The sequence below is a fragment of the Pseudomonas sp. R3-41 genome, from assembly GCF_054161485.1.
In genome coordinates this window covers 4642671-4657260 of sequence record NZ_CP096421.1, presented here as the reverse complement: position 1 = coordinate 4657260, position 14590 = coordinate 4642671, and the positions used below count along the sequence as shown (strand labels likewise).

Below are 14590 nucleotides of genomic sequence, written 5' to 3'. Positions count from 1 at the left end.
TCAGGCACCTCCAGTGATCTGCGCGATGTTGCGCTTGAGCTCGGTGACGACGCCTTGCAGCGCCTGCTTTTCCTCAAGGTCCAGGCCATGCAGGGGCGCGCGCAGGCCACCGGTGCTCAAGCCGTTCAGTTCACAGCCGTACTTGATGGACTGGACAAACTTCCCGCCTTCCAGGAAGTCCATCAACGGCATCATTGCCGCCATGATGCGGCGGCCTTTGTCGAAGTCCTTTTCCACAACGCAGGCCTCGTACAGCGCGACGTGCTCGCGGGGGATGAAGTTGGAGCCGGCGCACACCCAACTGCGGGCGCCCCAGGCGAAAAACTCCAGGGCTTGATCGTCCCACCCGCATGACAGGGCGATGTGCGGGTACTTGCAGGCCAGACGGTGCATCTGCGCCATGTCACCGGAGCTTTCCTTGATGGCGACGATGTTTTTCACATCGAGGACTTCATCAAAGAACTCCTCGCCCATGCTCACGCCCATGCGGCCTGGATAGTTGTAAAGCATGATGGGGAGGCCGGCGGCGCGGTCCACGGCCTTGACATGCAGGGCGATCTCTTTTTGCGTCGGCAGTGCATAGGGTGGCGAGCCCACCAACAACGCATCGGCCTTGATGGCCTTCGCCGCTTCGGCGTAGGCGACCGAGTCTTCGGTGCGGATGGCGCCGGTACCGACGATCAGTGGCAGACGCCCGCGCAATACGTCCTTGGCCTGGGCGGCCAGGTCGAAACGCTCCTGGGCGGTGTGTGCGTAATATTCGCCAGTCGAGCCGCCGATAATGATGCCGCGGACCTTGGAGTCGACCAGATACTCCAGGACTTCGGCGAAGGCGGTCTTATCGATACTGCCGTCAGAGGTCAGCGGCGTAACGGCCGGTGTGTAAATGCCTTCAAACTTCATTGATCTCGCTCCAGTTAGTGTCAATGCCTATCAAGCGGCGCTAGCCAGTCAGCGCAGCCTTTTTAACCAAGAGAACCGCTCGCAGAAGATCGAACGAGCAGCTCCAACGTCTTCAAGTTTCTTCGATATGATTAACTTTCTTTACCCGCGCGGTATTGCCCCCAGCGCAAACTTATATTGACGCCCGCTGAAACCAGCGGCGCGGGTGGGTTAGGACAGGGGCCGGGTGACTTCAAGACAAAATCAATGAGCTCGGATTGTTCTCCGGCCAGCCAATCCGCCAAGAGTTTTCCGGTGGCTGTCCCGCGGGTAACACCCAGTCCGTTGCAGCACAGAGCTCCATAGACGTTGGGTGAAAGTTCACCGAAATAACCCATATGGTTACGTGAAAGAGCCAGTGCGCCGCCCCAGGTATAGTCGAAGTTCATTTCAGGCAGCATGGGAAAGCGTTGTTCGAAAGAGGCCTGGTGCCGGGCGACAAAACGTTTCAAGTATTTTGCATCGCTGCGGCCGTCCGGGTTGAAGCTGAAACTGTTACGGATCAAAAGACGATTGTCCGGTGTGCGACGTACCGTGGTGCCGAATGGATCCGCAGGAATGACACCCCAATAAGGCCGTCCGCCAAGACGAGCTTGTTCTTGCTCGGTCATGGGGCGGGTCAGGCTGGCATAGGTGAACACCGGCAGCATGCGGCCCTTCAGGAAGCCGAAACTCATGCCAAAGGCATTATTGGTCAGGATCAGTTTGTCCGCGGTAATTGAGCCCGCGGCATGCGTGAGTACCGTCTTGGTGCCGTATTCCACATGGGTGATCGCGGTGTTTTCGTATAGCGTCACGTTGCTGGGAAGGCTGTCGGCCAAACCTTTGACCAACGCCGAAGGCTGAAGCAAAGACGTCCCCGGCGTAAATAAGGCCTTGCGGTAAAAATGCGTGCCGATATGTTCGGGCAGTTCGCCAGCCTCAATCATCTGGTAGGGCTGATCGAGTTTATCGAGCCCGCGACGGTAGGCCTCCAGGACGGCGATGCCCCGTGGTTCAACGGCTGCCTGATATTTACCACAATGTTTCATTTGGCAATCGATGCCGTGGCGTTCAACTAATTCTTTTAAATAATTCAGGCCACTCAGGTTAAGTTTCAGTGTGGTCTTCGCCGTGGCGATATCGCCAATGTAATCCTCGGCGGCGATGTCATGGGGCAGGTCGATAGCGAACCCTGCATTACGACCGGAAGTGCCAAATCCCACTTCCTGGGCGTCAATCAACACGATCTGATCGTCGGGGAAATGAGTCGCGAGCTGACGGGCGGCGGCAAGCCCGGTGAAGCCAGCACCGACAATGGCCCAGCGTGCGCTGCCATGGCCTTGATGGGCGGGCTTGATTTGGCGCCCCTTGCTCAAGTGGTACCACCCGCAAAATTGATCATCGGCAGGCAATGAAGATACTTTTAACATTTCAAGATCCTGTCCATTCAACCGAGCCGATGCCAGTCATACAAAAAAGGGTGCTCGATAACTTCACGTGAGCTGAGAATCCACGTAAGTGTTAAAACTTTGCAGTTCAATTAACTATGTTTGAGGCGAAGTGCGGCTACGAACGCAATGCTATTAAAGGCCGGGGCCGTCATCGACGTGCCCCACCTCGATATGCTTATTATTTGCTGGCTTGTGTCGTCGCAGCGCGAGCCGTTTGCAACCAGGCATCAAATTGCTGCCGATGGGCGGCAACCCACTCCTTGGCATGACGGCGGATATCAGCAGGCTTTTTCTCGCCCTGTTGCATTTTCAAGTTCTGGGCGCTTTCGTCAGCGGTGGTAATTTGCATCACCGAAAGGAACTTCAACGCCGCTGGATTCTTATCGGCGAAGTCTTTGTTCAACACGGCCTCGACCTTATCGACTGCAAAACCGAGATTCTTGCCCTTGTACATCGTGTCGACATCATTCTTGCCATCAGGCAGGTCGGTTTTTGGTACTTCCAGCCAGACCACATCCTTGTCTTCGACCAACACATTGGCAATCCATTGTGGAACCCAAGTGAAGTAGAGAATCGGTTGCCCTTCCTTATAACGCGTAATGGTGTCAGCCATCAGTGCGAAATAGGAGCCCTGGTTGACGGTGACCGTTTTATCCAGGCCATAGGCTTTCATATGATGGGAGATAATCAGCTCGCAGCCCCATCCAGGGTTGCATCCCGTCATGTCTGCCTTGCCGTCGCCGTCGGTGTCGAACAGTTTGGCGATTTCCGGTTTTTTCAAGTCAGTGATGTACTTGATGTTATGAGCTTCAGCGGTCTTCTTGTCGATCAAGTAACCTTGGAGCACGCCGGGCATGATGTCGCCCGCCTTGACCATGGTCTTGTCGCCCCCGGCCTGCTGATAGAACTTATCGTGCAATTTGTCCCACAAGTGCACCGTAAAGTCCGCATCACCACTGCCCAGGGCCATCATCATGACGCCGTACTCGGTCTCCTTGGGTTCCTGCACTTTGTAACCCAGCTCTCGGAGGCCTTCCATCGCCACTTCGCCGCGGAATCGTTCTTCAGCGATAGAGGGGAAGATAGGAGTGATCTTTACACCGTCGCCCGGTTGGTTGGCCGAAGCGTTTGCGCAAAGCGACATCGCCGCGATGGAAAGGACTGCAGCGCAGTTGAGAATGCTACGGGAAAGCTTGAATTCAGACATCTTCGCGTACCTTTTGGTTTTATCTTCGTGTGCGGCAGATCGAATACGAGGGTTTAAGCTGTCTTGCTCCTTCCCACCGGTTGTTTCGCCCCGAACAAGCGCAGAACAAAGCCGACAGGACCGGTGTGATACCAGCGCAGGCTTGGGTCGGCTCCGGTGCGTGCGCCCATGGCTTGGGTCAGGCGGTCAAGGAAGATGGCGAGCAGCACCAGGCCAGTCCCGCCGACCGTGGCCAAGCCCATGTCCAGGCGGCCGATGCCGCGCAGGACCATTTGGCCAAGGCCGCCCACCGAGATCATCGAAGCGATCACCACCATCGACAGCGAAAGCATCAGGGTCTGGTTGAGCCCAGCCATGATGGTGGGCGTCGCCAAGGGCAACTGGACGCGGGTCAGCATCTGCCGCGGCGTGCAGCCGAACGCGCGGGCCGCTTCTATCTTGTCCTCCGGGACCTGGCGGATGCCCAGGTTCGTCAGGCGCACCAGAGGGGGGAGTGCGAAGACAATGGTCACGAGGATGCCCGGCACGTTGCCGATGCCGAACAGCATGACGACAGGGACGAGGTAAACGAACGCCGGCAGTGTCTGCATGGCATCGAGTACGGGCCGCAAGATCCTTTCCAGGTTGTCGCTACGGGCGCAGAGAATACCCAGGGGGATGCCTAGCAAGGCGCAAAAGAATACTGAAGTCAGTACCAGCGCCAGCGTGGTCATCGACTCGGACCAGACACCGATAAGGCCCAGCAGGGTGAGCGTCACAAAACACAGCAGAGCCATGCGTTTACCGGCCAGCTGCCATCCCAGCAAGGAAGACAGAATGATCCCGATGCTGGGTGGGATGCTCTGCAACGTGTATTCGACGCCGTTCAGTACTTGGTCAATCGGCCAGCGGATGGCGCGGAACACATCGCGAAAGTTGTGTACCAGGAAATTGAGGGTGCTTTCCACCCAGTCACCCAATGGAATAGTGAGGACTTGAAACGGGTCGAGAAAACTGAACTCGGACATCAGGGTTTACCTCTTCATCATCACCGCAGCGGCGTATGAAGGCCGCAGGTACTTCAGGTCAGGGACGCGCCAGCGTAGAGGGGCGCGCCTGTATTAATGGCGGCTCAGCGTTTGCAGTAACTCGCTCTTTGATAGCGTCCCGGTGAGGGCGCCCGAACGGTCGAGTACAGGGACCGGGTAGGGCAGGTTGGCTGCGATTTCCAGTACTTCGTGCAGGGGGGTATCGGTAAATACAGGGTGCTGTTGGTGCTGGGTGTAATGCGTGCTGCCACCTGCGCCGCTGGTATCGATATCCACGACCCCGAGCAATTGCCCGCCTTCATCGATCAAGTAACCGAACGGTAGGCCGGCCTTGAACTGTGGCGCTTGGCCGTTCAGCTTGCGAACCCATTCCGGATCGAGCCTGGCCACGTCGCCTGCCTTGAGGATCCGTGAGCTGTCGAAGCCTTTGAAGAAGGTGCGGACATAGTCGTTGGCCGGTTGACTGATCAGCTCTTGAGGCGTGCCGATCTGTACCACCTGACCGCCCTCCATGATCGCGATGCGGTGACCGATGCGAACGGCTTCCTCAATGTCATGGGAAATGAAGATGATGGTGCGCTTCTGTTCTGCCTGCAGGCGGATGAGCTCTCCCTGCATCTCGCTGCGGATAAGCGGGTCCAGGGCGGAAAAGGCTTCATCCATCAGCAGGATGGTCGGGTCGTTGGCCAGCGCGCGGGCCAGGCCTACCCGTTGTTGCATGCCGCCGGAAAGTTGATGCGGATAACTGTGCTCCTGTCCGGCAAGACCGACTTGGCTGAGGGCTTCCCTGGCGCGGCTATGCCGCTCCTTTTCACTGATACCGGAAATTTCCAGGCCAAAGGCAGTGTTTTCCAGAACGCTCATGTGCGGCATCAAGGCAAAGGATTGGAACACCATGCCCATCTCTTTGCGGCGAACATCCAGAAGAGCTTTATCAGCCAACCCGGTAATTTCGCGGCCGTTCAGATAAATGCTGCCTGACGTGGGCTCGATGAGGCGGTTGAACAATCGCACCATCGTCGACTTCCCGGATCCCGAGAGCCCCATGATCACAAAGATTTCGCCACGCTTAACCGCAAAGCTGGCGTCGAAAACACCAATCACTTGACCTGTTTTCTCAAAGACATCTTTTTTACTGGCCCCTGCGGCGAGCATTTTCATCGCCGCGTCGGGGTGTGCGCCAAATATCTTAAAAACATTCTTAACTGAAATGATTTCGTCTGGACTCGTCATTGCGTCCCTCCTTTGCGTATAACGCTACAAGCGCACGAAATCGAATTGAATTCGAACGTTGGTAATTTAGGCGGGCAGTAATAAAAGATGGATCTGCGCATGACATGTACCTGTTTTTTATTGTTTGCCCTTGGGCTCGGGCTTTTTTTCAATCTATAAGTATCCGGATTTTAAATCCAACAACATTTACAGGGCTTTATGGATAACCTAACGTTATCCAGACCCGCCGAAACGACCGCCTTGGTCCAATCACGACGCGTTGGTATGGCCTGGGCTAGGCTATTGAGTTAGGCTCCGCCGCTCCCGCGGATGACAGGAGGATGAGGGCTTACCATGCTCAGCAGACACGTAGACCCTGATACATTGCTGCTTAGAATGCCTTCCCTTCGGGCTGTCAGAGCATTTGTCGCCGCCGCTAAATATGAAAGCTTCACGCGGGCAGCGGAGGCGCTGTGCGTATCGCAAGCCGCGATCAGTCGGCAGATTCGAGAACTGGAGGACTCGTTGGGCGCTCAACTGTTCATGCGTGCCGGGCGCACGGTAGAACTAACCGCCGAGGGAAAGATTTTTTTCGAGGCGGCGCAACTGTCCTTCGTTAATATCGCACAGGCGGCTGAAAGGATTCGTACCGCGCCGACGCAGAAACATATCCTGACGGTTTGTTGCTCACCGGCCTTTTCTGCATTGTGGCTGTCAGAGCATCTTCCGGAGTTTCGTGCGACTAACCCGGATATTGAGTTCAATCTGATTACCACTCAGAACTTTGTGAATATGGAGCCGGGCATAGAACCGGACATCATCATTTCAAAAATTCGCAAAGTGGGAGACGGGTACAAGAGTCATCAGTTGTGCCACGATATTATTTATCCAGTTTGCTCTCCGGCGTTTTTGGACGCGCATCCCGAACTGACCTCGCTGGAAGGGGTGCGCGATTCTTCGCTGCTCAATCTAAGTCCGTATGGACGGTCGGGCGTGGCTGAACATGTGGATTGGGGGGTATGGCTGGCTTTTCTGAACGTTGATATCGATGAGCGTCCTTCCGACTGTCCGCCTATTTTTCATGCCAATGATTACAACCTGATCATGAACATGGTCCTGACCCATCAAGGCGTCGCACTGGGCTGGAACCAGCTGGTCGGGGCAATGGTCGAGCGAGGGCAGCTCGTTCGCCCTGTCGAGCATCAAGTGACGCTTCGAAACAGCCTTCATTACGTGGCCTGCAATGAAAGGACTGAATACGAAGATGCCTGTCGGAGAGTGCGCGACTGGATTCTTTCGAAGTTTTCCAGGTGGAGCGTATAAATTCCCCCGCTTCCTTCAAGTCTTCTCGGTCGGTAGCGATGGTCAGCACGGTATTTTCTGAATTCACTGGGTCATAACGCTAAGTTATCAGTTGAGCAACGAAAATGTAGTTTTGCCGGCTGGGCAGGCTACCGTACCCTTCGTATTAAACATGGTTGAAAAATATTAATTCAACGGCGGCGTTGGACATTTCAGCGCACAGGATCCGTTGGCCATGACACCGTTTTCTGGGCGTACTTGCCATTAACCGTCAGGTTGATGTGAAGAGGATAATAATGAATACCAAGGCATCCGTGATCGACCTGATCGAAAAGCGTAAGGCGCGCCACGCGCTTCCCCGTGAACTGTATATTGAACCTGAGGTTTTTCGTCAGGATCTTGAGCAGATCTGGCACAAGGACTGGATTTTTGCCGGGCATACTTTTGAGCTTGAAAAGCCCGGGCAATACTTGACCTTGCAGATTGGCGACTATCCCGTCTTGATCATCAGGGATAAAAGTGGCCAGGTCCGGGCTTTTCATAATGCCTGTCGTCATCGTGGCTCTAAAGTTTGCGAGTACGCCCAAGGTAAAGTTGCGAAACTCGTCTGCCCTTATCATAAGTGGACGTTTGAACTGGATGGCAGCCTTTTGTTTGCCGGTAATATGGGCGCCGATTTCGACAGGACGCAATACAATCTGAAACCTGTTCATTGTGAAATTGTTCATACCTACATTTATGTCTGCGTCGCTGACGAGGCGCCTGAGTTCGGAAGTTTCAGGCACTCTGTAAGTCCTTTCATAGCCCCTCATTTCCTCGATAATTGCAAGGTGGCTTTCGAGTCAAACCTCATCGAAAAGGGCAACTGGAAGCTCGTATTTGAAAACAATCGCGAGTGTTTCCATTGTGACGGTACGCATCCCGAGTTGATGAATTCTTTTGTCGAGAACCTTTCGGTGGCCGGGGTCGGGGGCGAAGATGATCCGGAACTGACTGCACACTGGAATCGCTGCGAAATCGCGGGTATGCCCAGCAAGCTGGTCATGGATCCGAATGGCCGTTTTCGTATGACACGCATTCCACTGTCCGCAGGCGCCGTGAGTTACACCATGGATGGTAAACCGGCTGTCGCGGGACGCCTGGATAAAAGCGGCGAGCCGGATATTGGCGCCTTGCTCTACTTCAACTACCCGTCTACCTGGAACCACTTTCTCGGCGATCACGCCTTGAGCTTCAGGGTGCTTCCGATCGGCCCCGGCGAAACGCTGGTGACGACCAAGTGGCTGGTGCCCAATACTGCCGTTGAAGGTGTGGACTATGAGATTGACCGGCTGACGAAGGTCTGGCTGGCCACCAACGATCAAGACCGTCGTTTGGTAGAAGGCACGCAGGCCGGTGTGACATCGCCGACTTATGAGCCGGGACCCTTTTCGGACATTGCGGAAAATGGCGTATGCCAGTTCGATGATTGGTACTGCGAAACCATGCTGACGCGCCTCCAGGCCCAGATTCCACTTAAATCGGTGAGCTGATTTCCCTGCGACGATATGTGTTGCCACTACTGCGTGCAAACAGCCCGGGAAGGGCTGTCGGTGCGTCCGATCAGGAAAGCAAGAAAGGGCACGATCCAATGTCCGCATTCGCTTTTTCCGGCCTCAACCTGGCCGTGACCACGCCGTTCGATGCCCAAGGCAAGATTGACTATCCACGCTTCGAGACGTTGCTCGAGCGCTATCTGGCTGCTGGCGTACAGGGTTTTGTCCTGAGCTCGGGGACCGGCATGCATGTCTACCTGAGCCAGGAAGAGTCCCGGCAATTGGTGGCCTTCGGCGCCAAGGTCCTCAAGGGGCGTGCTCGCGTTATTGTGCAAACCTCTGCCTTGTTGGCGGACGAACTGGTGCAGCGCACCCGTCATGCCGCTGAATGTGGCGCCGACGGCGTCATGGTGTTGCCACCGTTTTTCGAAGGCCCGACCGACGGCCAGGGCATCGTCGATTTCTACTCGACGGTGTCTGAGGTCGGGGTGCCGATCATAGGCTACAACGTGCCCCAGGCGGTGGGCGTAGAAGTGACCCCGTCGCTGTTTCGCCGGCTGAGCGAGATACCCCACTTCGTCTCGGTCAAGGACAGCAGTGGTGACCTTGCCGCCCAAGCCTCGCTGATCCGCACGGGGCTGCCGACGATGAATGGCGCCGATGCGCTGGTGCCCTACGCGCTCTTCGCCGGTGCCGCGGGCTTGATCTGGGGCGGGGCGAACATGGCCCCGCGCGCTTGCGTTGCCGTGGTGGAGGCTGCCATGAAACAGGACTGGGCACGTGCCCGGGAGGTTTGGCGGTCGATCGAGCCGGTGATGTCGTTGATCTGGCAGGGTGACTATGTGCAGTCGGTCTACGCCGCTGCCGAGATCAGCGGTTATGGGGCGGGGAATCCGCGTCGGCCCTTGGCGCGTTTGTCCGCCGATAAAATCGATGTGCTCAAGGTTGCCCTTGCGCCGTTGATCGCGCTCGAGTCTGAGCTCGCCTGACAACCGGGCCCAGGCTTACGATGACGCGAATGGCGTGCCGGGCATGGATGATGCCTGGCGTCACGAAGCAGCAATTCTCCTCCAGATGGAATGATCCATGAGCAATCAGTTGGACAGCGCTGCACGAGCGTATGACGTTCCCAGGCCCCAGTTCGGCATTCTCCTGTGCCTGCTCTCCATGCTGGTGTTTGCCAGCCAGGACGGGATCACCAAGGTGCTGGTCAAAGACCTTCCCGTCGCGCAGTTGGTGATGGTGCGCTATTGGGCGTTCCTGGCTTTTGCTGTGGGTTATAGCGTCTATCAGGGCAGCCTGCGGACTGCGTGCCGAAGCGGCCATCCTTACCTGCAGGTCATCCGTGCGTTGATAGGGGTGGGTGAAATCGTGCTGTTTGGATGGGGGCTGCGCTATTTGGGACTGGCGGAGATGCATGCCCTGTATGCGGTGTTCCCTTTGATGACACTGGCGTTGGCTGGAGGGTTCCTGGGTGAGTTCATCGGCGTGCGTCGATGGGTTGCCGCCGCCGTGGGCTTCGCGGGGACGCTGGTCATCCTTCGGCCTGGCACCGGTGTCTTCGAGCTTGTAGCGCTGATTCCGCTGGCGTCTGCCTTGGGTTTCGCGGTCTTCAGTGTGCTGACGCGTCGGATCAGCCAGCATGATTCGTTCGCCACGAACATGCTGTACATGGGCTTCTTCGGCGCGATCACCATCACTTCGGTAGGTCTTCCTGGATGGGTGGCGCCGAGCCCGACGCAATGGGGCCTGATTGCGGTACTGTCCGCGACAGGCGTGGTGGCCCAGCTGTTATTTCTCCAGGCGCTGAAGTATGCAACCGCGGCCACGCTCCAGCCGTTCAACTACACGCTGCTGGTGTTTGCCACGCTGATTGGCCTGTTGATATTCGGCGAACTGCCAGACACCTGGACGGTGGTGGGGGCGTGTCTGGTGATTGCCGGTGGCATGTATGCGATCAAGGCGAAAGGGTAGTGGCCTGGCAGATACCGAGCAACACAGACATTGCGTACCGCTCAAATCCACTGTGGGAGCGAGCTTGCTCGCGAAAGCGGTGTGCCTGTCACAGGAATGCTGAATGTACCGCCGCCATCGCGAGCAAGCCCGGCTCCCACAGAGTTTTGTGTTGAATGCAGATATGGCTGACACCACAAGTCCACTGTGGGAGCGGGCTTGCTCGCGAAAGCGGTGTGCCTGTCACGGGAATGCTGAATGTACCGCCGCCATCGCGAGCAAGCCCGGCTCCCACAGAGTTTTGTGTTGAATGCAGATATGGCTGACACCACAAGTCCACTGTGGGAGCGGGCTTGCTCGCGAAAGCGGTGTGCCTGTCACGGGAATGCTGAATGTACCGCCGCCATCGCGAGCAAGCTCGGCTCCCACAGGGTTTTGTGGTGGGTGCAGATATCGCTGGCACCACAAGTCCATTGTGGGAGCGAGCCTGCTCGCGAAGGCGGTGGGTCAGCTTGCATCAGTATTGACTGTGCCGCCGTCATCGCGAGCAAGCTCGGCTCCCACAGGGTTTTGTGGTGAACGCAGATATGGCTGGCACCATAAGTCCACTGTGGGAGCGGGCTTGCTCGCGAAAGCGGTGTGCCTGTCACCGGAATGCTGAATGTACCGCCGCCATCGCGAGCAAGCTCGGCTCCCACAGGGTTCTGTGGTGAGCGCAGACATGGCTGGCACCACAAGTCCACTGTGGGAGCGGGCTTGCTCGCGAAAGCGGTGGGTCAGCTTGCATCAGTATTGACTGTGCCGCTGTCATCGCGAGCAAGCTCGGCTCCCACAGGGTTTTGTGGTGAATGCAGATATGGCTGACACCACAAGTCCACTGGGAGCGAGCCTGCTCGCGAAAGCGGTGTGCCTGTCACCGGAATGCTGAATGTACCGCCGCCATCGCGAGCAAGCCCGGCTCCCACAGGGTTTTGTGGTGAACGCAGATATGGCTGGCACCACAAGTCCATTGTGGGAGCGAGCCTGCTCGCGAAGGCGGTGGGTCAGCTTGCATCAGTATTGACTGTGCCGCCGTCATCGCGAGCAAGCTCGGCTCCCACAGGGTTTTGTGGTGAATGCAGATATGGCTGGCACCACAAGTCCACTGTGGGAGCCGAGCTTGCTCGCGATGGCGGCAGCAGCCATACAGATTAAAATAAGGCAAAAAAACCGGCGCAACCGAGGTCGCGCCGGGGGTGGTGCCAGTGGCTACGCGGATATTCGTGGGTCCGCACAACCCCTGTTGAACCCGTGTCGGTTACGCCCGTTCCAGCGCCAGGGCCACGCCTTGGCCGCCGCCGATGCACAGGGTCGCGAGGCCTTTCTTGGCGTCGCGCTTGATCATTTCATGCAGCAGCGACACCAGGACCCGGCACCCCGAGGCGCCGATAGGGTGGCCCAAGGCGATGGCGCCGCCGTTGACGTTGACCTTGTCCATGTCCCATTTCAGTTCCCGGGCCACGGCCAGCGATTGAGCGGCAAAGGCTTCGTTGGCTTCGATCAGGTCCAACTGGTCCAAGGACCAGCCGGCCTTGTCCAGGCAGCGACGGGTGGCCGAGACCGGGCCAATGCCCATGATGGCCGGGTCGACGCCGGCATTGGCGTAGGCACTGATTTTCGCCAGCACTGGCAAGCCCAGGGCCTTGGCTTTTTCCGCGCTCATCAGGATCACCGCGGCGGCGCCATCGTTGAGCGAGGAGGCATTGCCCGCCGTAACGCTGCCGTCCTTCTTGAAGGCAGGCTTGAGCTTGCCCAGGGATTCGGCGGTGGTACCGGCGCGCGGTTGTTCATCCGCGGCGAACGCCACGGGATCGCCTTTGCGCTGGGGAATCAGGATCGGCGTGATCTCGTCGGCGAATCGCCCACCTTCGATGGCGGCGACCGCCTTCTGCTGGGACGCGGCGGCGAAGGCGTCCTGCTCCTCGCGGCTGATGCCGTACTTGTCCACCAGGTTCTCGGCGGTGATGCCCATGTGGTAATCGTTGAAGGCATCCCACAAGCCGTCGGTGATCATGCTGTCGATCATCTTCGCGTGACCCATGCGCAGGCCGGTGCGAGCGGCCGGCAGGACGTAGGGGGCCAGGCTCATGTTCTCCATGCCGCCGGCGATGATCACCTCGGCGTCGCCACAGCGGATCGCCTGGGCGCCCAGGTGCAACGCCTTGAGGCCTGAGCCGCAGACTTTGTTCAGGGTCAGTGCCGGCACCGCATGGGGCAGGCCGGCGAGGATCGATGCCTGGCGTGCCGGGTTCTGTCCGGAACCTGCGGTCAGCACCTGGCCAAGAATCACTTCATCGACCTGTTCGCCGGACAAACCGGTCTGTTCCAGCAGGCGACGAATCACCGCGGCACCGAGTTCCGGTGCGGGAATGGCAGCCAGCGAACCCTGGAAGCTGCCGATGGCGGTACGGGTGGCGGCGACAATCACGACTTCTTGCATCGAATCTCTCCTCACTGGGCAGCGAACTGCATTTCAGGGACGTGGTCCGGCACGATCAATTTGCCGGCGGTCTTGGCGACGATTTCCTCGACGCTGACGCCCGGGGCACGTTCTTTCAGGATGAAGGCGCCGTCCTGGATTTCCAGGTAGGCGAGGTCGGTCAGCACGCGCTTGATGCAACCGGCACCGGTCAACGGCAGGCTGCAACGGGGCAGCAGTTTCGACTCGCCGTCCTTGGACGCATGGGTCATGGTGACGATGATGTTCTCGGCACCGGCCACCAGGTCCATCGCGCCGCCCATGCCCTTGACCAGTTTGCCGGGGATCATCCACGAGGCGATGTTGCCTTCGACATCCACCTCGAACGCACCCAGCACGGTCAGGTCGATGTGGCCGCCACGGATCATGGCAAACGATTCGGCCGAAGAGAAGATCGACGCGCCAATGCGCGCAGTGACCGTCTGCTTGCCGGCGTTGATCATGTCGGCATCGACTTCGGCTTCGGTGGGAAACGCGCCCATGCCGAGCAGGCCGTTTTCCGATTGCAGCATGACTTCCATGCCTTCGGGAATGTAATTGGCGACGAGGGTCGGAATGCCGATGCCCAGGTTCACGTAGTAGCCGTCCTGCATTTCGCGGGCGACGCGTTGAGCCATTTGTTCGCGGGAAAGTGCCATGGTGTTATTCCTTCATTCGGGCCGGGGGCAGGGGATCACTTACGCACGGTGCGCTGTTCGATGCGCTTTTCGAACGTGCCGCAAATGACCCGGTCGACGTAGATGCCAGGGGTGTGGATCTGCGTCGGGTCCAGCTCGCCGGGTTCGACGATTTCTTCGACTTCCACCACGGTGATCTTGCCCGCCGTCGCGGCCAGCGGGTTGAAGTTCTGCGCGGTGTGGCGATAGATCACATTGCCGAAATGGTCGGCCTTCCAGCCTTTGACGATGGCGAAGTCGCCCGTGATGGATTCTTCCATCAGGTACTGGCGGCCGTGGAATTCACGCACTTCCTTGCCTTCGGCCACGGGCGTGCCGACGCCGGTGGCGGTGAAGAACGCCGGGATGCCTGCGCCACCGGCGCGCATTTTTTCGGCGAGGGTGCCTTGGGGGGTGAGCACGACTTCGATTTCGCCGCTCAGCAGCTGTGTCTCGAACAGGGCGTTTTCGCCGACGTAGGAGGCGACCACCTTGCGAATCTGCCGGTCTTCCAGCAGCACGCCGAGGCCGAAACCGTCGACGCCGCAGTTGTTGGACACCACGGTGAGGTCGCGGATGCCCTTGCGCTTGATCTCGGCGATCAGGTTTTCCGGGATACCGCACAGGCCGAAGCCGCCGGCGATGACAGTCATGCCATCCTTCAAGCCTTCCAGCGCTTCCTCATAAGAGCTCACGCGTTTGTCGAAACCTGCCATAGACACCTCTTTTATTCTTGATGGGGTCGCAATGGAATGCAGTGTTGCGCCAAGTCATATATTTGTTAAGTTGATTTTTAGATTAGAT

The 14590-nt window shown here is 57.9% G+C and carries 12 protein-coding genes; 4 read left to right on the top strand and 8 right to left on the bottom strand.

Annotated features, from left to right (window positions below):
• The 5 genes from M1D99_RS19935 to proV form a co-directional block, all read right to left on the bottom strand.
• The gene (locus tag M1D99_RS19935) at positions 1–903 is read right to left on the bottom strand and encodes a dihydrodipicolinate synthase family protein (protein ID WP_458130665.1); all 903 of its coding nucleotides are present in this window, start codon (positions 901–903) and stop codon (positions 1–3) included.
• Between the two features lie 131 nt (positions 904–1034).
• Positions 1035–2354, bottom strand: coding sequence for an NAD(P)/FAD-dependent oxidoreductase (locus tag M1D99_RS19930; RefSeq protein WP_458130664.1), 1320 nt, complete (start codon positions 2352–2354; stop codon positions 1035–1037).
• Between the two features lie 199 nt (positions 2355–2553).
• Positions 2554–3582, bottom strand: coding sequence for a glycine betaine/L-proline ABC transporter substrate-binding protein ProX (gene proX, locus M1D99_RS19925; RefSeq protein ID WP_458130663.1), 1029 nt, complete (start codon positions 3580–3582; stop codon positions 2554–2556).
• Positions 3583–3635: 53 nt separating this feature from the next.
• On the bottom strand, positions 3636–4589 hold the full coding sequence (gene proW / locus M1D99_RS19920) for a glycine betaine/L-proline ABC transporter permease ProW (RefSeq protein WP_250963964.1): 954 nt from the start codon (positions 4587–4589) through the stop codon (positions 3636–3638).
• A 93-nt stretch (positions 4590–4682) separates the two neighbouring features.
• Positions 4683–5843, bottom strand: coding sequence for a glycine betaine/L-proline ABC transporter ATP-binding protein ProV (gene proV, locus M1D99_RS19915; protein ID WP_186708375.1), 1161 nt, complete (start codon positions 5841–5843; stop codon positions 4683–4685).
• Positions 5844–6176: 333 nt separating this feature from the next.
• Between proV and M1D99_RS19910 the strand changes: the two genes are divergently transcribed.
• From M1D99_RS19910 to M1D99_RS19895, 4 genes are all read left to right on the top strand, one after another.
• Entirely contained in the window at positions 6177–7145 is a 969-nt protein-coding gene (locus M1D99_RS19910) for a LysR family transcriptional regulator (protein ID WP_458130662.1), read from the top strand.
• Positions 7146–7420: 275 nt separating this feature from the next.
• Positions 7421–8656, top strand: coding sequence for an aromatic ring-hydroxylating oxygenase subunit alpha (locus M1D99_RS19905; RefSeq protein WP_434571241.1), 1236 nt, complete (start codon positions 7421–7423; stop codon positions 8654–8656).
• A 98-nt stretch (positions 8657–8754) separates the two neighbouring features.
• On the top strand, positions 8755–9648 hold the full coding sequence (locus M1D99_RS19900; RefSeq protein ID WP_458130661.1) for a dihydrodipicolinate synthase family protein: 894 nt from the start codon (positions 8755–8757) through the stop codon (positions 9646–9648).
• 97 nt (positions 9649–9745) lie between these two features.
• On the top strand, positions 9746–10633 hold the full coding sequence (locus M1D99_RS19895; RefSeq protein ID WP_434571238.1) for a DMT family transporter: 888 nt from the start codon (positions 9746–9748) through the stop codon (positions 10631–10633).
• Positions 10634–11909: 1276 nt separating this feature from the next.
• On the opposite strand, the gene M1D99_RS19890 is transcribed toward M1D99_RS19895, so the two are convergent.
• From M1D99_RS19890 to M1D99_RS19880, 3 genes are read right to left on the bottom strand one after another with little or no spacing between them, the layout of a single operon-like run.
• Positions 11910–13091: an acetyl-CoA C-acetyltransferase gene (locus M1D99_RS19890; protein WP_434571236.1), complete on the bottom strand. Its 1182-nt coding sequence runs from the start codon at positions 13089–13091 to the stop codon at positions 11910–11912.
• A gap of 11 nt (positions 13092–13102) precedes the next feature.
• Positions 13103–13768: a CoA transferase subunit B gene (locus tag M1D99_RS19885; protein ID WP_003180355.1), complete on the bottom strand. Its 666-nt coding sequence runs from the start codon at positions 13766–13768 to the stop codon at positions 13103–13105.
• Positions 13769–13803: 35 nt separating this feature from the next.
• Positions 13804–14502 (bottom strand): CoA transferase subunit A, encoded by a 699-nt coding sequence (locus tag M1D99_RS19880; protein ID WP_458130660.1) that lies wholly within the window; start codon positions 14500–14502, stop codon positions 13804–13806.
• Positions 14503–14590 lie beyond the last annotated feature (88 nt).

Bases quoted from the DNA above. Each gene is read 5' to 3' on its own strand.
- M1D99_RS19935 (WP_458130665.1), bottom strand. From the start codon at position 903: ATGAAGTTTGAAGGCATTTACACACCGGCCGTTACGCCGCTGACCTCT.
- M1D99_RS19910 (WP_458130662.1), top strand. From the start codon at position 6,177: ATGCTCAGCAGACACGTAGACCCTGATACATTGCTGCTTAGAATGCCT.
- proW (WP_250963964.1), bottom strand. From the start codon at position 4,589: ATGTCCGAGTTCAGTTTTCTCGACCCGTTTCAAGTCCTCACTATTCCA.
- M1D99_RS19930 (WP_458130664.1), bottom strand. From the start codon at position 2,354: ATGTTAAAAGTATCTTCATTGCCTGCCGATGATCAATTTTGCGGGTGG.
- M1D99_RS19895 (WP_434571238.1), top strand. From the start codon at position 9,746: ATGAGCAATCAGTTGGACAGCGCTGCACGAGCGTATGACGTTCCCAGG.
- M1D99_RS19890 (WP_434571236.1), bottom strand. From the start codon at position 13,091: ATGCAAGAAGTCGTGATTGTCGCCGCCACCCGTACCGCCATCGGCAGC.
- proV (WP_186708375.1), bottom strand. From the start codon at position 5,843: ATGACGAGTCCAGACGAAATCATTTCAGTTAAGAATGTTTTTAAGATA.
- M1D99_RS19880 (WP_458130660.1), bottom strand. From the start codon at position 14,502: ATGGCAGGTTTCGACAAACGCGTGAGCTCTTATGAGGAAGCGCTGGAA.
- M1D99_RS19885 (WP_003180355.1), bottom strand. From the start codon at position 13,768: ATGGCACTTTCCCGCGAACAAATGGCTCAACGCGTCGCCCGCGAAATG.
- M1D99_RS19900 (WP_458130661.1), top strand. From the start codon at position 8,755: ATGTCCGCATTCGCTTTTTCCGGCCTCAACCTGGCCGTGACCACGCCG.
- M1D99_RS19905 (WP_434571241.1), top strand. From the start codon at position 7,421: ATGAATACCAAGGCATCCGTGATCGACCTGATCGAAAAGCGTAAGGCG.
- proX (WP_458130663.1), bottom strand. From the start codon at position 3,582: ATGTCTGAATTCAAGCTTTCCCGTAGCATTCTCAACTGCGCTGCAGTC.